Genomic DNA, 20,111 nt, shown 5'->3' on the forward strand with positions numbered 1-20,111 from the left:
TGGAAGACGCCGAAGCCGAGCTGCGGCATCTCGACGCCGTTGTTGAGGGTGACGGTGGGAACGGTCATGGGGATCAAGCCTTCTCGGTGAGGGTGTAGTGGAGGGTCTGGGCGCGGATCAGGCCGTCGCGGAAGACGAAGGTGTCGACCCCGTCGGTGGCCTGTCGGGTGGCGGTGGCCGCGCTCCAGCGCAGGAACAGCAGGTCGTCGGCGAACAGCGGGGTGAGCTGCCAGTCGGCGTCGGGCAGTTCGGCGAGCAGCTGCCCGATGACCTGCTTGACACCGTCGCGGCCGGTGCGGACGCCGTCGGGCGTCAGGAGCACGGCGTCCTCGGTGTAGCTCTCGGCGATCAGGTCGAGGTCTCCGGTGGCCAGCCGCCTGCCGTGTTCGGCGAACACCTCCTGCGGGGTGCGGGCGGCGCTCACCGGCCGAGCTCCCGCAGCGGAGCGGTGGCGGGGGTGGTGCTCATGGTGCTTCTCCTGGGAGGAACGGGGTTCAGTGGTGGACGGGGACGGGCACGGGGGCCGCCGCGGGGGCCGCCTCGCGGCGCTCCAGGCCGGCCGAGACGAAGGCCAGCACCAGGGCGGAGCCGGCGAGCAGCGCGCCGACCCAGTTCGGGGCGGTGTAGCCGAGGCCGGCCGAGATGACGGCGCCGCCGAGCCACGCGGCGAGCGCGTTGCCCAGGTTGAAGGCGCCGATGTTGACGGCGGAGGCCAGCGTCGGCGCGCCGTGCGCCTGGTCGAGGACGCGCTTCTGCAGCGGCGGGACGGTCGCGAAGCCGAGCGCCCCGACGAGCAGCACGGTGGCCGCGGCGAGGATCATGTTGTGCGCGGTGAGGGTGAACAGGGCCAGCACGACGGCGAGTCCGCCGAGCGAGGTGTAGAGCATCGGCATCAGCCTGCGGTCGGCGAACCTGCCGCCGAGCAGGTTGCCGAGGAACATCCCGACGCCGAACAGGACCAGCAGCCAGGTCACGGCGCCGTCGGAGTACCCGGCGACCTCCGTCATCATCGGGGCGATGTAGGTGATCGCGGCGAACACACCACCGAAGCCGAGCACCGTCATCGCCATCGCCAGCAGGACCTGGGGGTTGCGGAACGCCGTGAGCTCGCGGCGCAGGTGGGCGCCCTCGGGGCGGGGCAGCGCGGGGACGAGATTGGCGATGCCGAGCAGTCCGACCACGCCGAGTGCGGCGACCACGGCGAAGGTGAAGCGCCAGCCGACGGCCTGCCCGATGTAGGTGCCGAGCGGCACGCCGACGATGTTGGCGATCGTCAGGCCGGTGAACATGGTGGCGATCGCGCCGGCCTTCTTGTTCGGGGCCACCAGGTCGGCGGCGACCACCGACCCGATGCCGAAGAACGCGCCGTGGGCGAGGGAGGCGACGATGCGGCCGGCGAGCATCGTGCCGAAGCCCGGTGCGAGGGCGGAGAGCAGGTTGCCCGCCACGAACAGGCCCATGAGGACCATGAGCATCGTCTTGCGGCCGACCCGGGTGCCGAGCACCGTCATCAGCGGGGCGCCGATGACGACGCCGATCGCGTAACCGGTGACCAGGAGTCCGGCGGAGGGGATGGACACCCCGAAGTCGCCGGCGATCTCGGGCAGCAGGCCCATGACCACGAACTCGGTCGTACCGATCCCGAAAGCCCCGATGGCCAGGGCGAGGAGCGCGAGTGGCATGGTGTGCTGCCCTCCGTACGATTGCTGTTGCGCCTTACGAGCCCCGACAATAGTTGCAGGCGCGGGCTATACGCAAATGCGGGCATTCGCTCGTCGCAGCGGGCCACCGGGCGGGCGCCTCAGCCGGCGAAGCCGCCCTCGGGCTTGATGATCTCCAGGTTGGTGCCGTCCGGATCGTTGAAGTAGGCGACCCTGGTGCCGAGCGCCGCCTCGGGCGTCACCTCGCCCGCGATGAACGTGTAGTCGTCGCCCAGGAAGGCGTAACCGGCCTCCTTCATCCGCCGGTACACCGCGTCGAAGTCGTCCACCCGCAGGCACAGGTGCATCGAGCCCGGACGGTTGGCGACGCCCCTGGTGGGCTCGCCCCGCGGGTTGCGGAACTCGATGAGGTCGATGCCGAGGCTGTTGTCGAGGTTGATCGTGGCGTAGCGCAGCTCCGCGGTCGGCAGGCCCTGCGAGCCGCCGAACGGCACGCTGTGCATGGTTCCCGAAGCGACGGGCTCGCGCCCGGTGAGCGCCCGGTAGAACGCGATCGAGGCGTCCAGGTCCGACACCGAGATTCCGACGTGGGCCGCCCGGGTGAGGTTCATCGGGGTACTGGAGACGGTCATGGCGATTCCCTTCACTGCCCTTCGTTTCCCTTCGCCCCGCGCCGCGCGCGACGGCGGGCCGCCGCACGGGCCCGGGGCGGGCTCCTGAGGAGCCGACTGCAACCGATCCTCCGGACGGTGTCCGGATCGCGCATCCGGGCACTGCGGAAGGCTTTGTTTGCGCAAGCGGGCTATGTGCGTTCGCCGATAGTGTGTGCGAAGGCTTATCCTGGGGAGCACGCACCTGGAAGGAGAGCCGGCCCATGACCGCCACGGACCCCGCGCTGACCGCCCTCGCCAACGGCTGGGCTGCCCTCTACCTCTTGGCCGGCCGGATCGAGGCCCACATCGAACGCACGCTCCAGGCCGAGCACGACCTGAGCGTGCGCGAGTACTCGCTGCTCGACGTGCTCAGCCGCCAGCACGACGGCGAGGGCGGGCACCTGCAGATGAAGCAGGTCGCCGACGCGGTCGTGCTCAGCCAGAGCGCCACCACCCGCCTCGTCACCCGCTTGGAGGACCGCGGCCTGCTGTCGCGCTACCTCTGCGCCACCGACCGCCGCGGCATCTACACCGACGTGACCGGCCCCGGCCTGGAGCTCCTCGAAGCGGCCCGGCCCACCAACGAGGCCGCGCTCCGCGAGGCCCTGGACGAGGCCGCCAAGAACCCGGAACTGGCCCCGCTGGTCGCCACCGTCGAGGAGATGAACACCACCCGCCGCCTCCCGGAGCCCGCCCCCGCCCACTGAGCTGCCATGGCCGGGCCTCCGGCGTTTCGGGGGGCGTGCGGATCAGGGGTGGAAGAGGATCTTGACGGCGCCGTCCTGCTTCTTCTGGGGCCCCGGCCGTCGGTGAGGTCGCGGACCGTGTCGGACAGGTCCGCGCCCCGCTCGGTGAGGTCGAGCGCGGTGACGCCGCGGGCCCGGGCGCGCTCCAGGCGTTCGGGAACCAGGTCGGCGCGGGTGGGCCTGCGGACGCCCTCCAGCAGTCGCGTCCGCTTCCCTGGTCCGTGCCGTGGCGGCGGCGCCGCCGAGACGTGAGGCGCAGCCGCCGCGCGAGAGCGTGCGGGAGCCGGTGAAGGGCTTCAGGCCATCGGCCGGTACAGCTTGCGGTCACGGTCCCCGCCTCGCGACGGGTGACCGCGTCAGGCGATCGTCGGGCTGCGGCGTTCGATGAGGACGGTGTCGCGCCAGACGCCGTGGTGGCGGGCGACGCGTTCGCGGGTGCCGACGATGCGGAAGCCCGTTCTGGCGTGGACGGCGAGGCTGGCCGTGTTCTCCGGGAAGACGCCGGACTGGATGGTCCAGATCCCGGCCGCCTCCGTCGAGGCGATCAGCGTCTCCAGCAGCAGGCGGGCGACGCCGCGGCCTTGGGCCTCGGGGTGGACGTAGACGGAGTGCTCGACCACCCCGGCGTACACGCAGCGGTCGGAGACCGCGGCGGCCGCCACCCAGCCCAGCACCCGGCCGTCGCCGTCGAGGGCGACGAAGCGGTGGTCGGTCAGCTTGGCCCGGTCGAACTGCTCCCAACTCGGCGCGCCGGTCTCGAAGGTGGCGTTTCCGCCGTCGATGCCGGCCCGGTAGATCGCCAGGACCTGCTCGGCGTGGCCGGCGGCCATCGGCTCGACGGTGACAGTGGGCGTGGACACGGGCTCTCCAGGGCGGGTCAGCGGGCGGCGGCGCCCAGCAGGCCGGCCATCGCGGCCAGCACGGACGGCTCGACACGGTAGTAGACCCACGTCCCGCGCCGCTCGGAGGTCAGCAGCCCGGCCTCGCGCAGCTTCTTCAGGTGGTGGGAGACGGTGGGCTGGGACACCCCGACGTCCTGGATGTCGCACACGCACGCCTCCCCGCCCTCGTGCGAGGCGACCCGGGAGAACAGCCGCAACCGCACCGGATCGCCGAGCGCCTTGAACATCGCCGCCATCCGCACCGAGTCGTCCTCCGACAACGCGGCAGCGGTCAACGGCGGGCAGCACGGCGCGACGGCCTCGGGCGCCGGCAGCGGCAGCGCCTTCACGTTCGACATACATCTATGTTGACACACATCGAATCACCATGGGCGGGCAACCGGAAGTGCATCGATTCGATGGATGTCTATGTTGATATCGATCAATGCAACTGGCATGCTGACACCGCAAGGCCTCATCGACAAACGTCGAAACAAAGGAGAACCCCCGTGAACGCCTCCCCCGTCGAGCAGCTGCCCGTCGTCGTGATCGGCGCCGGCCCGGTCGGCCTGGCCGCCGCCGCGCACCTGGTCGAGTACGGCGTCGAGCCGGTGGTGCTGGAGGCCGGTCCGAGTGCGGCCGCGGCGGTGCGGGCGTGGTCGCATGTGCGGCTGTTCTCGCAGTGGTCGGAGGTGATCGACCCGGCTGCCGAGAAGCTGCTCGCGCCGACCGCCTGGGTGCGGCCGGACGACGCCGCGTACCCCTCGGGCGGCGAGTGGGTCGCCGGGTACCTGCAGCCGCTGGCCGACGTGCTCGGGGCGCGGGTCCGCTACGACGCCCGCGTCACCGGCGTGGCCCGCGCCGGACGGGACCGGATCGTGGATGCCGACCGCGAGGCGCAGCCCTTCACCGTGCACGTCGAGCACGCCGACGGCAGCGAGGAGCGCCTCCTCGCCCGCGCCGTGATCGACGCGAGCGGCACCTGGTCCACGCCCGGCCCGGCCGGCGGCAACGGCCTGCCCGCGCTCGGCGAGCGCGCCGCAGGCGCGAAGATCTCCTACTACGTCCCGGACTTGACCGACCCTGGGACGCGCAAGCGGTACGCCGGCAGGCGCACCGCCGTCATCGGCTCCGGCGCCTCCGCGTTCACCGCGCTCGCCCTGCTCGCCGACCTCGCCGAGGACGCCCCCGGCACCCACGCCGAGTGGATCCTGCGCCGGGGCATCTCCGGCTCCACCTACGGCGGCGGCGCGGCCGACCAGCTCCCCGAGCGCGGCGCCCTCGGCCTGCGCGCCAAGAAGGCCGTCGAGGACGGCCACGCCAGCGCGCTGACCGGCTTCCGCACCGCGGCCGTCGAGCAGGACGGCGAGCGGCTCGTCCTGGTCGCCGAGGACGGCCGCCGCAGCCGGCCCGTCGACGAGGTCGTCGTGCTGACCGGCTTCCGCCCCGACCTCTCCTTCCTGGACGAGCTGCGCCTCGGCCTGGACGAGCGCCTCCAGGCCCCCGTCGCGCTCGCCCCGCTGATCGACCCCAACCAGCACTCCTGCGGCACCGTCTACCCGCACGGCGCAAGCGAGTTGGCGCACCCCGAGCAGGACGTCTACCTGGTCGGCATGAAGTCCTACGGTCGCGCCCCGACGTTCCTCGCCCGCACCGGCTACGAGCAGGTCCGCTCCGTCGCGGCCCTCCTCGCGGGCGACACCGAGGCCGCCGCCCGCGTCGAGCTCACCCTCCCCGAGACCGGAGTCTGCGGCGGCGCCGGCCTCTTCGACGAGCCCGACGCCGCCCAGGGCGGGGGCGGCTGCTGCTCCTCCCCCGCCGCCGGGCCCGCCGTCCTCACCCTCGGCATCCTGAACACCGAGGAGGCCGCCGCGACCGGCGGCTGCTGCTGAGCGCAGGCGGCGAGGCCCGGGTCAGGCCGCCGTCAGGCCCCCGCCGGTGCGGTACGGCAGGCCGTCGGCCCGGAGTTCGGCGAGCCACTCCTCGCTCTCGGCGGCCGTGCCGACCGGCCGGCACAGGCCGGACGGGAGCCGGCCGTCCAGGATGCGGCGGATGCCGAGGGCGAGCGGGCGGGAGACGCAGCGTGCCATGGCGCTCTCGTGGGCGTCGCCCCGGAGGTCGAGCAGGCTGTGGCCGCTCCACCGGCCGGCCGGGCCGGCGTCGAGGTCGAGGGAGACGGCGAGGACGACCCGGTCGTGGTCGGTCTCGGTCATCGGGTGGGCGGCGGCGAGTTCGGTGGCGAGGTCGCGGATCCGCTGCTCGTCGCCGGTGCGCACGGTGTCGAAGACGGACGCCCAGGCCTGCTGCCAGCCCCGCAGGCGCAGCGTGCCGCGGACGAAGGTCTGCGGGGTCCAGGCCTCGGGCACCTCGTACTGGGCGAGGAAGGGCAGGCTGTCCCGGTTCGGGTAGGCCTCGAACTCCTCGCCGTCGACGGTGTGCACCCGGGTGGCCTCCCAGGGCCGTTCGGCGACGCGTTCGCGGCCGTCCTCCAGGTAGCGGGCGGGTGAGCGCAGCGCGTTGAGCACGCCGGCGGGCGCCCAGCTGAAGCGGTAGGTGAAGGCGTTGGGGACGGCCGGGACTCCGCCGCAGTAGGACGTCAGGGTGAGTCGGGCGGGGGTGGCGGGGCCGAGGTCGGCGGCGGCGCGGGCGAGCAGGCTGTGCGCGAAGAGGTGGTCGACGCCGGGGTCGAGGCCCGCTTCGGCGAGCAGCACGGTGCCGGCGTCGGCGGCGGCGGGGGCGGCGTCGGTCATCGCCTCGGAGACGTAGCTGGAGCAGGCGAAGTGCGCCCGCGCGTCCTGGCAGAGGGCGAGGAGGCGGGCGTGTTCGGGCGCCGGGAGCATGGAGACGACGATGTCGCCTTCGCGGAGCTCGGCGGCGAGGGCGTCCGGCCGGTAGGCGCGGGGGGTGGCGGCCCCGGCGAGGCCGAGGCGGTCGAGGGCCTGGGCGGCGCGTTCCTCGGTGCGGTGCCAGAGCACCAGCTGCCGGGCGGCCTGTTGGACGGCGGCGAGTCCGCTGCCGGTGGAGAGTCCGGCGCCGACCCAGTGGACGGTGCCGCTGGCGCCGATGGCCTTGCCGTGCCGGTCGGTCATCGCTGCGTTCCCTTTCCGGGGGCCGTGGGCGCGGTGGCGTGCAGTGCCTCGTCGAACCGGTCGAGGCAGCGGCCCCAGGGGGTGCCGGGGGCCAGGTCGGCGGTGAGTTCGGCGAGTTGGGGGGCGAGGGCCGCGGAGAAGTCGAGGCTCGCCTCCAGCGGGAGCAGCGACGGCAGGTTGTCGATGGCGATCAGGTCCAGCGCCGGTGCGTTGCGCAGCCGCCGCGCCGGGTTGTGCCAGTCGGTGGTGCGGTCGTAGATCGGCAGCACGTTGCAGGGCGAGCCGACGTCGCAGGCGACGTCGGCGACGGTGCGCAGGCGGCGCGGGGCGTCGAGGTCGGCGCCGGTGAGGAAGGGCTTGCCGGGGGTGGTCGACAGGACGGCGTTGACCAGGAGTTCGTGGCGCAGCAGCGCGACGCGGTCGAGGTCGGCGGTCTCCGCGAGGTCCCACCGGGTGGGTTCGCTGCCGGCGGTGGCGAGGGCGTCGGCCGCGCCGCGGCCGCAGCGGCCGAGGGCGCCGATGACCAGGGCGTCGACGGGCCGTTCGCCGGGCAGCGGGCGCAGTCGGGCGTCCCAGTCGGCGCGGCCGGCGGGTTCCAGCGGCTGCGGCAGCCGGCCCCGGTGGTGGAGCACGGCGAGGGCCGCGCCGAGGTAGCCCGCCCAGTAGCCGAAGGCGGCCAGGCGTCGGCCGGTGTCGTCGACGAGGTATTCCAGGTCGAGCAGGGCGCCGCCGCCGGCGCGGAACCGGGCGAGCAGGTCGGCAGCGTCGGGCTGGCCCTTGTAGGCGTGGCCGAAGAAGACGTGGCGGTGCCTCAACTCGGCCGGGCTGTCGGGGAGTTCCTTGAGGCCGAGGACGACGGCGGACTCCGGCGCGTCGGGCCAGGTGCCGGCGGCGGCGGGCCAGCAGCCGGCCTGCTGGTAGGCGGCGAGCGGGAAGACCCGTTGGGGCGATTCCTCCACGGTGACGGTGATTCCGGCGGCGACCAGTCGGGCGGCGTCCTCGGGGGCCAGCGGCGCGCGGCGCTCGGTGCTCCGGGTTTCGTGACGCATCCACAGGTGCAGGGGCTGTCGGCTCATACGCAGTTGACCTCCGGGCGCAGGGTCTGGGCGGCGAACCGCTCGCAGCTGAGGGGGGTGATGTCGACGAAGGGCTCCCGGTCGAGGACGAGGTCGCGCATGACCTCGCCGACGGCCGGGCCCTGGAGGAAGCCGTGTCCGGAGAAGCCGGTGGCGTACAGGAACCGGGAGAGGCCGGTGGCTTCGCCGATGAGGGCGTTGTGGTCGGGGGTGACTTCGTAGAGCCCGGCCCAGCCGCCGGTGATGCGGAGGTCGAGCAGGCCGGGGGCGCGCCGTTCCATGGCGGCGCACAGGCCGGGGAGCCAGCGGTCGTGGGTGTCGGTGTCGAAGCCGTAGGTCTCGTCGGGGTCGGACATGCCGACGAGCAGGCCGGGGCCTTCGCCGTGGAAGTAGAAGGTGCTGGCGAAGTCGATGGTCATCGGCAGGCCCGCGGGGCGTTCGGGCAGTGCCTCGGTGACGGCGATCTGGCGGCGCAGCGGCCGTACCGGCAGGTCGACGCCGACCATGGCGCCGATCCGGCGCGACCACGCCCCGGCGGTGCAGACCACGGTGGAGGTGGCGATCCGGCCGCGGTCGGTGCGGACGGCGGTGATCTCGTCGCCGTGGGTTTCGATGTCGAGGACTTCGCAGTGGCGCAGCACGGTGGCGCCGTGCCGGCGGGCGCCCGCGGCGTAGCCCTGGACGACGGCTTCGGGGGTGCAGTGGCCGTCGTCGGGCGAGAAGGCGGCGGCGAGCAGGCCGTCGGTGCTGATCAGGGGGGAGAGTCGGCGGGCTTCGGCGGGGTCGGTCATCCGGCTGGGCACGCCGAGGCTGTTCTGGAGGCGGACGCCGGCTTCGAAGGCGGCGACGTGTTCGGGTTCGGAGAGCAGGAAGAGGTAGCCGGCGCGGTGCAGGCCGATGTCGTGTCCGGGTTCGGCGCCGAAGCGGGCGAAGGCCTCCAGGCTGCGGGCGCCGAGCTGGATGTTGAGTTCGTCGGAGAACTGGGCGCGGACGCCGCCGGCGGCGCGGGAGGTGGAGCCTTCGGCGAGTTCGCCGCGTTCCACCAGCACCACGTCGGGGACGCCGGCCCGGGCCAGGTGGTAGGCGGTGCTGGCGCCCATGACGCCGCCGCCGATGATGACGACCCGGGCGGTGGGCGGCGCGGGTCGCGTGGCGCGGTCGGTGCTCATCGAGCCTCCTCTGCTTCGGGTGGGCGGCGGGCGGTGCCCGCTGCCAGGGCGGCGTCGAGCACGGCCCAGGCCGCGGCGGCGTCCTGGATGCCGAGGCCGACGCTGTTGTAGTAGACGATGTCGGCGGGCGAGCGGCGGGCCTTGAGCCGGCCGGAGAGGACGCCGCCGAGGGGCAGCAGCGCGGACGCGGCGAGGGCGCCGGTGCGCAGCGCCCGCACGACGGGGCCGGCGTGTTCGGCGGCGGTGGCGGGGTCGTCCACCACGACGGCGGCGGCCCGGTCGAGCACCCGGTCGTCGACCTCGCGGCGGCCGGGTTCGAAGGAGCCGACGCTGACCACGGTGCAGCCGTCGGCGAGTCGGGCGCCGTGGACGACCGGCTCGGCGCTGAGGGTGCAGGCGGCGACCAGGGCGGCGCCGGTGACGGCCCGTTCGGGGGTGTCGGCGGCCTCGACGGGGAGCGCGAGTTCGTCGGTGAGGGTCGTGGCGGCGCGTTCGCGGTGGGCGGGGGTGGGACTCCACAGCCGGATCGTGCGCAGCGGGCGGATTCGGGCGATGGCGCGGGCGTGGGCGAGGGCCTGTTCGCCGGAGCCGAGGACGGCGAGGTCGGCGGCGTCGGGCGGGCTGAGGGCGTCGACGGCGACGGCGCTGGCGGCGGCGGTGCGCCGGGTGGTGATCACGGTGCCGTCGAGGACGGCGACCAGGCGGCCGGTGCGGGGGTCGAAGAGGTTGATGACGGCGGAGACGGTGGGCAGGCCGAGGGCGGCGTTGCCCGGGTTGACGTTGCCGATCTTGGCGGCGACGCCGCTGTCGGCGGACAGCCGGGCCAGGTAGGCGAAGGAGACGCTGTCGTCGCAGCGGGCGGCGTGCATGATCTTGGCGGGCTGCTCGCCCGTGCCGTCGTCGAGGGCCAGGAAGGCGCGGCGCTGGGAGGCGATGGCCAGGTCCTCGTCGAGGATGCGTGCCACCTGCCGCGGGCCGAGGTACCAGGGGCTGTCGGTCATGCGGTGCCCCGATCGGCCGTGACGGTCGTGCTCTCCGCGACGGGTTCTGCGGCGGCGGCCCGGCGGCGGGACAGCACGCCGGCCGTGGCGCCGGCCAACACCAGTGCGGCGCCGACGAGTTGGAGCGTGGTCAGGCCGCCGCCGGAGAGCAGCGCGGCGGCGGCGACGATGCTCACCACGGGCTCCAGCATGCTGCCGAGCGCCGCCCTGGTCGGGCCGAGCAGGGCCATGCCGGCGAAGAAGCAGAGGATCGCCACGACCGTCGAGCCCAGCGCGACGCCCACCACCGGTATCCAGCCGCCGGCCCGGAAGCCGAAGTCGAGCTGGCCGCGGGCCGCGCCGTAGCCGAAGAACGACACGGCGGCGAAGAGCGAGATCAGGCCGGTCAGCGCCACCGGGGGCAGGCCGGCCGAGCCGAGCCGGTCGCCGTAGAGGATGTAGACGGTGTACACCACGGCCGCGCCGACGGCTTCGGCGATGCCGACGGCGCTGATCCCGCCGCCGATCCGGCCGAGGGCCAGCGTCACTCCGCCGAGCGTCACCAGCACCGAGACGGCCACCGCGGCGGTCGGCCGTTCCTTGCCGATCACGGCCGCGCCGCAGGCGACCAGGGCCGGGTAGACGTAGAGGATCAGCGCGGCGAGGGCCGGCGAGATGTGCTGGACGGCGGAGAAGTAGAGGGTGGACTGCGCCGCGTACAGCACGCCCCCGAGCAAGGCCAGGCGCAGCAGGTTGGCGCGGGTCAGCCGCAGGCCGCCGTGGCGGCGGCCGTACCACCAGGCGTAGGGCAGGAAGAGCGCGGCCGCGATGGCGAAGCGCAGGAAGAGCAGGGTGGGGACGGTGAGCCCGTTCCCGTAGGCGTGCACGGCGAGGACGGGCATCAGCCCGAACCCCGCCGCGGACAGCCCGATCAGTGCGAAACCCCTCACCACGTGACACCTCCGGGAACCGGCACCGTCCGTCGCGGCAGCGCGTCCGACAGCTCCTGCGGCCGGTCGAGCAGCGCGAAGTGGCCGCCTCGATGCAGCCGCACGGTGCACTCCCGAGCGGAGTACCCGGACCAGAGGCCGAGTTGCGGGTGGGACACCAGCGGATCCGTTCGCCCTGCGAGAACCAGCAGCGGCGCGTCGACGCGCCGGGGCGGGGCGGCGGGCGTGTAGGCGAGTGCGGCGTGCAGGTCCGCGCGCAGGCCGGGCAGGAAGAGGGCGGTGGCCAGCGAGGCGCTGAGGCCGCTGGGCACGCCGCCGAGGGTGTCGAGGCGGGCCAGCAGGTCACGGTCCTCCAGTGCGAGCACCTCGGAGCCCCAGTGGCCGCGCAGGTGCGGGGGATTGCGGGCGGAGACGATCAGCAGGTCGGGTGCGGGCAGGCCGCTGTCCTCGGCGAGCAGCGCGGCCTCGTAGGCGACCAGGCTGCCCATGCTGTGGCCGAGCAGCAGGTAGGGCCCGCCGCGGGTCCGTTCGGCGATCCGGCGGACCACCTGCGCGGCGGCGGCGCGGATGCTCGGCCGACGGTCGCCGGGGACGGTCCGGTCGACGCCGATCGCCTCCAGGTCGGGGCCGAGCGCCGCGCCCCAGCGCCGGTAGGAGCGGGCCGTCCCGCCGGCGTAGGGGACGCAGAACAGCGGCAGGCGGGGCGGGTGGGCGCTCACTTGCGGAACTCCAGTTCGGCGCCGGCCTCGACGACGACGATCTCCCTGGGCCGTTCGGCGGGCAGCAGCACGGAGTTGAGGGCGCGTCGCAGCAGCCGGGCGGTGTCGGGGCCGGGGTCCAGCACGGCGATCTCCAGGTCCAGGTCGGCCTGGCCGTCGGGGCCGCGGCGCAGCCTGGGCACGCACCGGACGACCCCGTCGATGGCGCAGACCGCCTGGCGGACGCCGCTGAGCGAGACCTTCTCGCCGCGGACCAGGGCGAAGTCGGAGAGTCGGCCGTGGAAGTAGAGGTAGCCGTCGTCGTCGATCCGGAACAGGTCGCCGGTGGCGATCCGTCCGGGGGCGATCAGGCCGCGTCCGGAGCCGCTGGCGCCGAGTTTGCGCACCAGCACGGTGTCGGACTCGACCAGCAGTTCGCCGGTGCCGTCGTCGGGGTCGACGTCCTGGAGGGCGACGCGGACGCCGGGCAGCGGCAGGCCGACCGAGGCGTGGCGGGCGGCGGGCTCGGCGTGCGCGGCCAGGGTGGAGACCCGGGGGCCGGCCTCGGTGAGCCCGTAGGTGAGGTAGAGCTCGCCGTGCGGTCGGGCCCGCAGCAGCCGTTCGACCTGGGCGGCGTCGAGCCGGTCGCCGCCGACGGTGAGCACGCGCATGCCGGCGGCGGGGAACGGCTGCCCGTCCGCGAGCATCCGGCGCACCAGTTCGGGGGTGACCGAGGAGTGCGTGACGCCGTGCTCGGCCGTCGCCTTGGCGTAGCCGCCGGGAGTGAACGGCGGCCCGGTGACCACGATCCGCGCCCCGACCCGGTAGGCGGCCAGGACCTGCGCGACCAGCGCGTAGGAGTAGTAGAGCGGCAGGTTGACCAGCACGGTGTCGTCGGCCCGCAGGCCGACCGCCTCGGCGTGCCGTCCGGCGTTGCGCAGCAGCGAGTCGAGCCGGTGCAGGCAGGCGCTGGAGCCGCCGGACGTCCCGGAGGTGGGGATGAGCACCTCGCCGGGCAGGTAGCGGGGCTCGCCGGGGTCGTCGCCGAACACCACGGCCTCGGCGCCGTCCACGGGGAGCGTGCGGGTGGCGCCGTAGCGGCGCGGGTCGGGCCGGGCGGCGATCAGGGCGCGGGCCCCGACGACGTCGGCCAGCTGCCGGATCCGCTCGCCCGGGGCCGCCGGGGAGGCCAGCACCGGCACCAGGCCGAGCAGCAGCGCCCCGAACTGGATGCGCAGGGTGCGCACGGAGTTGGACAGGCTGATGAGCAGCGCGGTGCCCGGGGCCAGCCCGAGCGCGGCGAGCTCGGTCAGGGTGCGGTCGAGCCCGCGGCCCTCCGGCTCCGGCTGGAGGTCGGCCGCGTGACGCAGGAACGCGGCGACCCGTTCGGGGTCCAGCGCCTCGGGCGCCTCGGTGGTGACGGACATGCAGGGTGCTCCCTTCACGGACTGGGCCCGGGCCGGGGCCGCGGGCCCGCCGCGCGACCGGGTGGTCGGCGCGGCGGCCCGCTGCTCACGGTGCCAGGGCGGCGTGCGGATCTGGGCCGGGCCGGTCGGCGGCGGGGCCGAGCAGCACCGCCGCCACGGTGTGCGGCCCGTCCTCGGGGGCCTGGGCGTGCCGGACGCAGACCACGTGGCGGGCCTGCCCGCCGGCCAGCCAGGACGCGGCCAGGGCGAGCGCGGCGTCCGAGGGCGCCGGGTCGGCGGGGTCGGCGGCGGTGAGCACCATCGACGGGCCCCGGAAGCCGTGCTGGATGCAGCTGAGTCCGGCCAGGATGCCGGGGTTGCCGCCGGCGAACCGCAGCGGCGAGACCCGGCCGCGGGCGGTGGATTCGGCGATCGGCCGGGCGGTCGGCAGCGACCGGGCGGAGCTGACCACGATCACGCCGACCTCGTCCGGTTCGAGGGCCGGCTCGGCCGGGGCCGCCAGAAGCAGTTCCTCCACCGTCGCGGCCACCAGCCAGGCCAGCGGGTCCGCGTAGAAGGACGGCCGGTTGCGGGACAGCCCGGCCAGGTCGGGCACGGTGCGCCGACGCGCGGCGACGACGCCGGACGGTGCGACGGGTGCGGCGGGTGCGACAGTCATGCGGCGGCCTCCGTCCGGTCGGGTGCTGTCTGCGCGGGGTCGAGGGCGAACAGCAGGCAGGTGTTGAAGCCGCCGAAGCCGAGCGTCACCGACAGGCCGGCGCCGGCCGCGACGGGCTGCGCGGTGGCGGCCGGTCGCAGGGTGAGGCCGGGCAGCGGGTCGCGCAGGCCGGCGATCGGCGGCACGGTTCGGTGCCGCAGGGCGAGGACGGTGGCGATCGCCTCGATCGCACCGGTCGCGCCGAGGCTGTGGCCGAGGGCGCCCTTGGTGCCGAACACCACGGGCGCGGCCGGTCCGCCGCCGAAGACGGCGCCCAGGCTGACCGCCTCGACGGCGTCGTTGGCGGGCGTCCCGGTGGCGTGCGCGCAGACCACCGCGACGTCCTCGGCGGCGAGCCCCGACGCGGCGAGGCCGCGGCGCGCCGCGGCGACCACGCTGGCCCCGGACGGGTCGGGCGCGGTGAGCCCGGAGGCGTCGTTGGCGGAGCCGGCGCCGACCAGCCGGGCGTGGATCCGCGCGCCCCGGGCGGCGGCGTGCTCGGCCGACTCCAGCACCAGGAAGCCGGCGCCCTCGCCGAGCAGCATCCCGTCGTGCGCGGTGTCGAAGGCGCGCAGGGCGTGCGGGCTCATCGTGCCGAGCGCGGTGTGCCCGAGCCGTTTGGCTTCGCTCAGCACGTCCGAGCCGCCCGCCACGCAGACCTGGGCGTGTCCGCCGCGGATCAGCGCCTCGGCCAGCAGCAGGCTGTCCGAGCCGGCCGAGCAGGCGGTGGTGACGCAGATCGGCGTCGCCGTGGCGCCGACGGCGTCCGCGGTGCGCCGGGTCCAGTGCTGTGCGGGCTCGGCGGCGCGGTCCAGCTGGCTGCCCAGGCTGGTGCCCAGGATCAGCAGCGGGTCGGCCTGCCCGGCGAGCCGGCCCACCGTCAGGCCGGCGTCGGCCAGCGCGGCCCGCACGGTGCGGACGGTCAGTTCGACGTGCCGTTCCTCCGGGTCCGCCCCGGGGTAGGCCGGGGCGGGCACCACAGCTGCCAGCCGGGTGCGCACGGGGTGCGGGGAGGGCACTTCGGCCATCCCCGACTCCCCCGCGCACAGTTGCCGCCACACCTCGTCGAGGCCGTCGCCGAGCGGGGTGGACCACGCCATGCCGGTGACGGCCACCGCGTCGGTGTGGCGGGTCACCACAGCTGGCGTCCCAGTGCCTCGACCTTGGTGCGGGTCAGGGTGCCCTTGAACGCCCCCACCCGGTGGGGGCCGACGGTGGCGCGCGAGGAGAAGAAGAACACGCCCTCGCTGATGCGGTTGGCCCGCACGTCGAACACCACCTGGTCGCCGGGGACGACGGGCCGGGTGAAGCGCGAGGTGACCGAGCCGATCAGGGTGAGCTCGTCGTCCTCCAGCGGACGGGTGCTCAGCTGGTAGAGGATGATGCCGGACTGGGCGAAGGCCTGCATCAGGTGGCTGCCCGGGAAGATCGCCCGTTCCGGGAAGTGGCCGGCGATCGCGTCCAGGTTGCCGGAGACGGACAGCAGGCTCTGCAGGTGGACGCCGGGCTCGTAGTCGGTGACCCGGTCGATGTAGATCATCGGGTGGCGGTGGCGCAGCCACTGCTTGAGCTCGGTGAAGCCGATGGTCCGGTCGACGGCCGGCTGCGGGACGGCGACGGGCGCGGGCGGGGTGTCAAGCTGAGTCAACGGTGATTCCCTTCAGGGAGTCTCGGACCGGCAGCGGCAGCGGGACGGGCCCGCCGCCGCCGGGGTCGACGGCGGCGAACGTGAAGGTGCCGCGGGAGAGTTCGGTCAGGGTGCCGTCCGGCTCGGCGCGCAGCAGGGTGGACTCGGCGCGGAACCTGGCCGCGCCGACCTGGAGGATGCCGACCTCGGCGTGCACCAGGTCCCGGTAGCGGACGGGGCGCAGGTAGCGGGCGTCGAGCGAGCTGACGGCGAGGTCGACGCCGAGCCCGGCCAGCGCGTCGATGCCCGCGCCGGCCCGCTCCAGCCGTTCCAGCACGGCGCTCTCCAACAGCGACAGGTGCCGGGAGAAGTGCACGACGCCGGACGCGTCGGTGTCGACGTGTTCGATCCGGTGCCGCAGCAGCGGCTCCGCGACCTCGCTCACCGGGCCGCCTCGAAGCGCTTGGTGGCCTGGGCGATCCGGCCGACGATCTCGGCGGCCTCGGCCTCGGTGGTCACCAGCGGCGGGGCGATGCGCATGACGGGGTGCACGTAGCGCAGGCCGCGCGAGCGCTTGCCCGCCCCGGCCATGAACTCGACGTAGACGCCGGCCCGCAGGACCTCCAGGCGCAGCGCGTCCAGCCGCGCCGAGGCGGCCTCGGACAGTTCCAGGCCGTGCATGACGCCCAGGCCCCGGCTGTCGGTGTAGCTCGCCGGGAAGGCCTGCACCAGTTCGGTGTCGAGCAGCCGGGAGAAGGTCTCGCCGAGGCGCTGCGAGTGCTCCACGAGTCCGGCCTCGACGATGTGGTCGAGTCCGGCGTGGATCACCTCGCAGGTGACCGGCCGCAGGTCGGAGGTGGCCACGGTGCCGGAGGAGCGGGCCCGCAGGCCGCGGCGGGCGATGACCATGGAGGTGGACACCGCGCCCATGCCGAGGCTCTTGCCGATGACGGTGATGTCGGTGGGCACCGGCCCCTGCTCGTCGCGCATGGCGAAGAACCGGCCGGACTTGGCGAAGGTCAGCACCTCGTCGGCGACCAGCAGTGCCTCGTGCTCGGTGCACAGCCCGGCCAGGGTGCGCAGGTAGCCGGGCGGCGGGACGAGGATGCCCGCGTCGCCCTGGATCGGCTCGACGACGACGGCCAGCAGCCGCTCGCCGTTCTCGGCGAAGAACGCGGCGAGCGCCTCGGGGTCGGCGAAGGGGATGTGCACGACGCGCACCCCGTAGGCGCCTTCGGCCTCGGTGACCGGCAGGCCGATCCGGTAGTGACGGCGGTTCAGGAACGGCAGCAGGCCCTGGGTCCAGCCGTGCCAGGCGCCCTCGAAGGCGAGGATGGTGTCGCGCTGCTCGCGGCCGGGGCGGGGGCGCAGCCGGCGCGGGTCGAAGCGCGATTCGAGCACCAGGCGCAGCGCGAGTTCCAGGCCCTCGGAGCCGGAGTTGCGTCCGGCCACGTGGTACTCGCCGGTCGGGAAGTGGTCGGTGAACAGGCCTTCGGGGCCGAACAGCCGGTCCAGCAGGCGGGCCCGGGACAGCGAGGCCACCTCGTCGGTGACGTAGCCCGCGCCGAGCACGGCCCGGCGGGCGGCCTCGGCGACGACGGGGTGGGCGGCGCCCAGGCAGGCGCTGGCGTAGCCGCCGCTGGCGTCGAGCAGGCGCAGGGTCTCCCCGGCGCGTTCGCCGTCGAGTTCGGCCGCTTCGATGGCGATGCCCGCGGCGCTCAGCGAGGCGAACGGCATCGGGGTGCGGTCGTAGTGGTTGTAGTGCAGGTCCTGGCTGCGCCTGAGCAGGTCGAGCTCGGTCTGGGTCAGCCGGGTGGCCGCAGGGGCGGACATGTCGCGGGTCGTCCTTTCTCCGGGGGCGGGATGGGGAACGCGGCGGGGGATCAGGCCCCGGCGGGCTCGGCGCCCCGGCTGTCGGCGATCAGGCGCTCGACCAGGCCGACCACGCCGCCGAGGGTGCCGAAGTGCTCGGGCGAGAAGTCGTCCTGGTCGATGGTGATGCCGAAGGCCTCCTCGCAGCGCACCCGCAGCTCGACGAAGCCGAGCGAGTCCAGGCCGTACACGTCCCGCAGGCTGTCGTCGAGCGCCATCTGCTCGGGCGCGACCTCGACGAGCACATCGCTCTCCAGGATCGACTTGATGGTCTGGAGCACGTCTGCCATGAGTCCTCATTTCGGTGTCTCGGACGGTGATCCCGACGCTAGTCGGCAGACGTCATACTTGGCAGTGTCATGTCATAGTGGTGCTCGGGGCACCACGCTGGACCGCACCAGGACCGGGTCGCGGCACGGAGATCGCAGCGATCCGGCCAATCTGACGGCAGGCCATTTTTCTGCGCGCAGTCAATCTAGATTGGCGTGGCAGAGGCGGAAGCAACTGAGGAGAGACGCATGGCTCAGGCTGCACCTGCACAGACCGTCAACAGGCAGCGCCGGGAGGAACTCCGACGGTTCCTCCGCAGCAGACGCGCCCGACTGCAACCCGCGGACGTCGGCCTCGCCGACGCCGGATGGCGACGAACCCCCGGGCTGCGCCGGGAGGAGGTCGCGGTGCTGGCCGGCATCGGGGTCTCCTGGTACACCTGGCTCGAACAGGGCCGCGACATCCAGGTCTCCGCCGACGTCCTGGAGGGCGTCAGCAGCGCGCTGAGGCTCGACGAGGCGGAGCGGGCCCACTTCTACCGGCTCGCCGGGCTCAACACCCCCGCCCCGCGCAGCATCGCCGACCGCACCCTGACCGCCCGGCTCCAGCGGATCGTCGACCGCTGGCTGCCGGCCCCCGCGATGCTGGTCGACCGGCACGGCCACACCTCGGCCTTCAACGCGGCCGCCCAGGACGTCTTCGACCTCGGGCCGGACGGCTGCGACCTGGTGACCCGCTTCTTCCTCGACGAGCAGTGGCGCACCCGCTTCCCCGAGTTACAGGCGCAGGCCCGGGAGACCCTGGGCTTCTTCCTCGGCCAGGCGGCCCGCTACCCGCACGACCCCGCGTTCGCCCGCACGACCGGTCAACTCCTGGCCGCCAGCCCGCTGTTCCGACAGCTGTGGGAACACTACGACCTGGCCCTGGCCCCCCAGGCGCAGACCCTGGTGCGGCACCCGACGGCCGGCGTCCTGACCTTCGAGCACACCGTCTTCGACGTCGCCGAGGCCAGCGAGTCGCGGCTGCACCTCTACCTGCCCGTCCCCGCGTCGCCACGGTGCCAGCCGGCGACGCCGTGTCCCCCCGCGCTCGCCGCGACCGTGCCCTGAGCACCCCCCGGGGCCGGCCAGTGTCGTCCTGGCCCCGTCGAGCGGGAAGCCCGCGTGCGTCGTCCCCCGCACGGGTGAGATCCGACGCCTCAGCCGTCCAGTTGTTGGCGGATCCGGCGCGAGGGGCTGAACGCGTACAGGTCGAGGATGTCGGGCGGGTCGACCAGGCCGGGGCCGCCGGCCCGGACCCAGGCGGTGATGTCGGCGGCGGCGTCCGGGTCGTTCACCAGGCCGAGCCAGACCGGGCGTCCGCCCGCCCTGCGCCCTTCGGCGGAGGGCTGCACCACGATCACGTTGGCGTGCTCGCAGGCGTCCAGGCAGTCGGTGGGGCGGACGTTCGCCACGTCGGCGAGGGATTCGCGCAGGTCGGCGAGCTGGGCGCGGTGGTCCAGGCGCGGCACCTTGGGCGTGCCGCAGCAGCAGCCCCGGCAGACGGTGACGGTGCAGCGGGCCGCCCCGCCCTGCCCGGGGACGGTGTCCTTGCCGCGGCGGCTCATCGGACGCCCTCCGCCCGGGCCCGGGTCCAGGCGGCCTCGCGCAGCAGGCGCAGGCCGTTCAGGCCCACGATCACGGTGGAGCCCTCGTGGCCGAGAACGCCCAGCGGCAGCGGCAGGGTGGCGACCAGGTCCCAGACCACCAGGGTGCCGATGAACACCGAGGCGATCACCAGGTTCTGCACCACGAGCGAGCGCGCGCGGCGGGAGAGCGCCACCACGGCCGGGACGGTGGCGAGTTCGTCGCGCACGATCACCGCGTCGGCGGTCTCCAGCGCGAGGTCGGAGCCCGCGCGGCCCATCGCGACGCCGGTGTGCGCGGCGGCCAGCGCGGGCGCGTCGTTGACGCCGTCGCCGACCACCAGCACCTTGCGGCCGGCACTCTCCCGCTCCTTGACGGCGGCGACCTTGTCCTGCGGCAGCAGGCCGGCCCGGACGTCGCTGATGCCGACCTCGGCGGCCAGCCGGCCGGCGGCCCGCGGGTTGTCGCCGGTGAGCAGCATCGGCGCGGCGCCGGTCAGCGCGGCAAGGGCGGTGACGGTGGCGGCGGCGTCCGGTCGCAGGCGGTCGGCGATGCCGAGCACCCCGACCGGGCGGCCGTCGGCCTCCACCAGGACGGCCGTCCGGCCGGCCTGCTCCAGCACGGAGAACGGAATAGCACACCTCATGAACTCCATTCACTCAAATCCGAATCTCGTTTGAAGTATTAAGG

22 protein-coding genes and 1 pseudogene are annotated in these 20,111 nt (G+C 74.4%); 3 read left to right on the plus strand and 20 right to left on the minus strand.

Annotation, left to right across the window (positions count from 1 at the left end):
• Positions 1 to 73: 73 nt before the first annotated feature.
• The 3 genes from ACWEMJ_RS30075 to ACWEMJ_RS30085 form a co-directional block, all read right to left on the minus strand.
• Positions 74 to 424, minus strand: a complete 351-nt coding sequence (locus ACWEMJ_RS30075; RefSeq protein ID WP_452140280.1) for a nuclear transport factor 2 family protein — start codon at positions 422 to 424, stop codon at positions 74 to 76.
• Between the two features lie 70 nt (positions 425 to 494).
• Positions 495 to 1,682, minus strand: a complete 1,188-nt coding sequence (locus ACWEMJ_RS30080; RefSeq protein ID WP_452140281.1) for an MFS transporter — start codon at positions 1,680 to 1,682, stop codon at positions 495 to 497.
• 119 nt (positions 1,683 to 1,801) lie between these two features.
• Positions 1,802 to 2,293 (minus strand): VOC family protein, encoded by a 492-nt coding sequence (locus ACWEMJ_RS30085; protein WP_452140282.1) that lies wholly within the window; start codon positions 2,291 to 2,293, stop codon positions 1,802 to 1,804.
• A gap of 242 nt (positions 2,294 to 2,535) precedes the next feature.
• On the opposite strand from ACWEMJ_RS30085, the gene ACWEMJ_RS30090 reads away from it, so the two are divergent.
• Positions 2,536 to 3,021: a MarR family winged helix-turn-helix transcriptional regulator gene (locus ACWEMJ_RS30090; protein ID WP_452140283.1), complete on the plus strand. Its 486-nt coding sequence runs from the start codon at positions 2,536 to 2,538 to the stop codon at positions 3,019 to 3,021.
• Positions 3,022 to 3,416: 395 nt separating this feature from the next.
• On the opposite strand, the gene ACWEMJ_RS30095 is transcribed toward ACWEMJ_RS30090, so the two are convergent.
• On the minus strand, positions 3,417 to 3,890 hold the full coding sequence (locus ACWEMJ_RS30095; protein WP_452140301.1) for an N-acetyltransferase family protein: 474 nt from the start codon (positions 3,888 to 3,890) through the stop codon (positions 3,417 to 3,419).
• Positions 3,891 to 3,937: 47 nt separating this feature from the next.
• The gene (locus ACWEMJ_RS30100) at positions 3,938 to 4,300 is read right to left on the minus strand and encodes an ArsR/SmtB family transcription factor (protein WP_452140284.1); all 363 of its coding nucleotides are present in this window, start codon (positions 4,298 to 4,300) and stop codon (positions 3,938 to 3,940) included.
• Between the two features lie 150 nt (positions 4,301 to 4,450).
• Here ACWEMJ_RS30100 and ACWEMJ_RS30105 point away from each other — a divergent pair, with 150 nt between their 5' ends.
• On the plus strand, positions 4,451 to 5,833 hold the full coding sequence (locus ACWEMJ_RS30105; protein ID WP_452140285.1) for an NAD(P)-binding domain-containing protein: 1,383 nt from the start codon (positions 4,451 to 4,453) through the stop codon (positions 5,831 to 5,833).
• 21 nt (positions 5,834 to 5,854) lie between these two features.
• On the opposite strand, the gene ACWEMJ_RS30110 is transcribed toward ACWEMJ_RS30105, so the two are convergent.
• The 13 genes from ACWEMJ_RS30110 to ACWEMJ_RS30170 all read right to left on the minus strand — a co-directional run bounded on the left by ACWEMJ_RS30110 (position 5,855) and on the right by ACWEMJ_RS30170 (position 17,816).
• Positions 5,855 to 7,030 (minus strand): saccharopine dehydrogenase family protein, encoded by a 1,176-nt coding sequence (locus ACWEMJ_RS30110; protein WP_452140286.1) that lies wholly within the window; start codon positions 7,028 to 7,030, stop codon positions 5,855 to 5,857.
• Positions 7,027 to 8,106, minus strand: a complete 1,080-nt coding sequence (locus ACWEMJ_RS30115) for a saccharopine dehydrogenase (protein WP_452140287.1) — start codon at positions 8,104 to 8,106, stop codon at positions 7,027 to 7,029. The genes ACWEMJ_RS30110 and ACWEMJ_RS30115 overlap by 4 nt, the downstream gene beginning before the upstream one ends.
• Entirely contained in the window at positions 8,103 to 9,275 is a 1,173-nt protein-coding gene (locus tag ACWEMJ_RS30120; RefSeq protein WP_452140288.1) for an NAD(P)/FAD-dependent oxidoreductase, read from the minus strand. The genes ACWEMJ_RS30115 and ACWEMJ_RS30120 overlap by 4 nt, the downstream gene beginning before the upstream one ends.
• The gene (locus ACWEMJ_RS30125; protein ID WP_452140289.1) at positions 9,272 to 10,276 is read right to left on the minus strand and encodes an ornithine cyclodeaminase family protein; all 1,005 of its coding nucleotides are present in this window, start codon (positions 10,274 to 10,276) and stop codon (positions 9,272 to 9,274) included. Before ACWEMJ_RS30125 ends, ACWEMJ_RS30120 begins: the two co-directional genes overlap by 4 nt.
• The gene (locus tag ACWEMJ_RS30130; protein WP_452140290.1) at positions 10,273 to 11,205 is read right to left on the minus strand and encodes a DMT family transporter; all 933 of its coding nucleotides are present in this window, start codon (positions 11,203 to 11,205) and stop codon (positions 10,273 to 10,275) included. The genes ACWEMJ_RS30125 and ACWEMJ_RS30130 overlap by 4 nt, the downstream gene beginning before the upstream one ends.
• Positions 11,202 to 11,924, minus strand: coding sequence for a thioesterase II family protein (locus tag ACWEMJ_RS30135; RefSeq protein WP_452140291.1), 723 nt, complete (start codon positions 11,922 to 11,924; stop codon positions 11,202 to 11,204). Before ACWEMJ_RS30135 ends, ACWEMJ_RS30130 begins: the two co-directional genes overlap by 4 nt.
• The gene (locus tag ACWEMJ_RS30140) at positions 11,921 to 13,330 is read right to left on the minus strand and encodes a class I adenylate-forming enzyme family protein (protein ID WP_452140292.1); all 1,410 of its coding nucleotides are present in this window, start codon (positions 13,328 to 13,330) and stop codon (positions 11,921 to 11,923) included. The genes ACWEMJ_RS30135 and ACWEMJ_RS30140 overlap by 4 nt, the downstream gene beginning before the upstream one ends.
• A gap of 85 nt (positions 13,331 to 13,415) precedes the next feature.
• The gene (locus ACWEMJ_RS30145; protein WP_452140293.1) at positions 13,416 to 13,988 is read right to left on the minus strand and encodes a beta-ketoacyl synthase N-terminal-like domain-containing protein; all 573 of its coding nucleotides are present in this window, start codon (positions 13,986 to 13,988) and stop codon (positions 13,416 to 13,418) included.
• Positions 13,985 to 15,163 (minus strand): beta-ketoacyl-[acyl-carrier-protein] synthase family protein, encoded by a 1,179-nt coding sequence (locus tag ACWEMJ_RS30150; RefSeq protein WP_452140294.1) that lies wholly within the window; start codon positions 15,161 to 15,163, stop codon positions 13,985 to 13,987. The genes ACWEMJ_RS30145 and ACWEMJ_RS30150 overlap by 4 nt, the downstream gene beginning before the upstream one ends.
• The gene (locus tag ACWEMJ_RS30155; protein WP_452140295.1) at positions 15,160 to 15,675 is read right to left on the minus strand and encodes a 3-hydroxyacyl-ACP dehydratase FabZ family protein; all 516 of its coding nucleotides are present in this window, start codon (positions 15,673 to 15,675) and stop codon (positions 15,160 to 15,162) included. The genes ACWEMJ_RS30150 and ACWEMJ_RS30155 overlap by 4 nt, the downstream gene beginning before the upstream one ends.
• Complete coding sequence (locus ACWEMJ_RS30160; RefSeq protein WP_452140296.1) at positions 15,662 to 16,099, minus strand: acyl-CoA thioesterase; 438 nt, start codon at positions 16,097 to 16,099, stop codon at positions 15,662 to 15,664. The genes ACWEMJ_RS30155 and ACWEMJ_RS30160 overlap by 14 nt, the downstream gene beginning before the upstream one ends.
• Positions 16,096 to 17,487 carry an aminotransferase class III-fold pyridoxal phosphate-dependent enzyme gene (locus tag ACWEMJ_RS30165; RefSeq protein ID WP_452140297.1) on the minus strand — a complete coding sequence of 464 codons (1,392 nt, stop codon included), beginning with the start codon at positions 17,485 to 17,487 and terminating at the stop codon, positions 16,096 to 16,098. The genes ACWEMJ_RS30160 and ACWEMJ_RS30165 overlap by 4 nt, the downstream gene beginning before the upstream one ends.
• 50 nt (positions 17,488 to 17,537) lie before the next feature.
• On the minus strand, positions 17,538 to 17,816 hold the full coding sequence (locus ACWEMJ_RS30170; RefSeq protein ID WP_452140298.1) for an acyl carrier protein: 279 nt from the start codon (positions 17,814 to 17,816) through the stop codon (positions 17,538 to 17,540).
• Positions 17,817 to 18,044: 228 nt separating this feature from the next.
• Between ACWEMJ_RS30170 and ACWEMJ_RS30175 the strand changes: the two genes are divergently transcribed.
• Positions 18,045 to 18,905, plus strand: coding sequence for a helix-turn-helix transcriptional regulator (locus tag ACWEMJ_RS30175; protein WP_452140299.1), 861 nt, complete (start codon positions 18,045 to 18,047; stop codon positions 18,903 to 18,905).
• An 89-nt stretch (positions 18,906 to 18,994) separates the two neighbouring features.
• Here the strand turns inward: ACWEMJ_RS30175 and ACWEMJ_RS30180 are convergent, their stop codons facing one another.
• Together ACWEMJ_RS30180 and ACWEMJ_RS30185 are read right to left on the minus strand one after the other, a co-directional pair.
• Complete coding sequence (locus tag ACWEMJ_RS30180; protein WP_452140300.1) at positions 18,995 to 19,402, minus strand: (2Fe-2S) ferredoxin domain-containing protein; 408 nt, start codon at positions 19,400 to 19,402, stop codon at positions 18,995 to 18,997.
• Positions 19,399 to 20,040 (minus strand): annotated as a pseudogene (locus ACWEMJ_RS30185) (HAD-IC family P-type ATPase); the annotation flags it as partial. The pseudogene ACWEMJ_RS30185 and the gene ACWEMJ_RS30180, both read right to left, overlap by 4 nt.
• Between the last annotated feature and the right edge of the window lie 71 nt (positions 20,041 to 20,111).

This window comes from Kitasatospora sp. NPDC004531, from assembly GCF_053602195.1.

Bases quoted from the DNA above. Each gene is read 5' to 3' on its own strand.
- ACWEMJ_RS30080 (WP_452140281.1), bottom strand. From the start codon at position 1,682: ATGCCACTCGCGCTCCTCGCCCTGGCCATCGGGGCTTTCGGGATCGGT.
- ACWEMJ_RS30085 (WP_452140282.1), bottom strand. From the start codon at position 2,293: ATGACCGTCTCCAGTACCCCGATGAACCTCACCCGGGCGGCCCACGTC.
- ACWEMJ_RS30090 (WP_452140283.1), top strand. From the start codon at position 2,536: ATGACCGCCACGGACCCCGCGCTGACCGCCCTCGCCAACGGCTGGGCT.
- ACWEMJ_RS30095 (WP_452140301.1), bottom strand. From the start codon at position 3,890: ATGGCCGCCGGCCACGCCGAGCAGGTCCTGGCGATCTACCGGGCCGGC.
- ACWEMJ_RS30100 (WP_452140284.1), bottom strand. From the start codon at position 4,300: ATGTCGAACGTGAAGGCGCTGCCGCTGCCGGCGCCCGAGGCCGTCGCG.
- ACWEMJ_RS30110 (WP_452140286.1), bottom strand. From the start codon at position 7,030: ATGACCGACCGGCACGGCAAGGCCATCGGCGCCAGCGGCACCGTCCAC.
- ACWEMJ_RS30115 (WP_452140287.1), bottom strand. From the start codon at position 8,106: ATGAGCCGACAGCCCCTGCACCTGTGGATGCGTCACGAAACCCGGAGC.
- ACWEMJ_RS30120 (WP_452140288.1), bottom strand. From the start codon at position 9,275: ATGAGCACCGACCGCGCCACGCGACCCGCGCCGCCCACCGCCCGGGTC.
- ACWEMJ_RS30125 (WP_452140289.1), bottom strand. From the start codon at position 10,276: ATGACCGACAGCCCCTGGTACCTCGGCCCGCGGCAGGTGGCACGCATC.
- ACWEMJ_RS30140 (WP_452140292.1), bottom strand. From the start codon at position 13,330: ATGTCCGTCACCACCGAGGCGCCCGAGGCGCTGGACCCCGAACGGGTC.
- ACWEMJ_RS30145 (WP_452140293.1), bottom strand. From the start codon at position 13,988: ATGACTGTCGCACCCGCCGCACCCGTCGCACCGTCCGGCGTCGTCGCC.
- ACWEMJ_RS30165 (WP_452140297.1), bottom strand. From the start codon at position 17,487: ATGTCCGCCCCTGCGGCCACCCGGCTGACCCAGACCGAGCTCGACCTG.
- ACWEMJ_RS30170 (WP_452140298.1), bottom strand. From the start codon at position 17,816: ATGGCAGACGTGCTCCAGACCATCAAGTCGATCCTGGAGAGCGATGTG.
- ACWEMJ_RS30175 (WP_452140299.1), top strand. From the start codon at position 18,045: ATGGCTCAGGCTGCACCTGCACAGACCGTCAACAGGCAGCGCCGGGAG.
- ACWEMJ_RS30180 (WP_452140300.1), bottom strand. From the start codon at position 19,402: ATGAGCCGCCGCGGCAAGGACACCGTCCCCGGGCAGGGCGGGGCGGCC.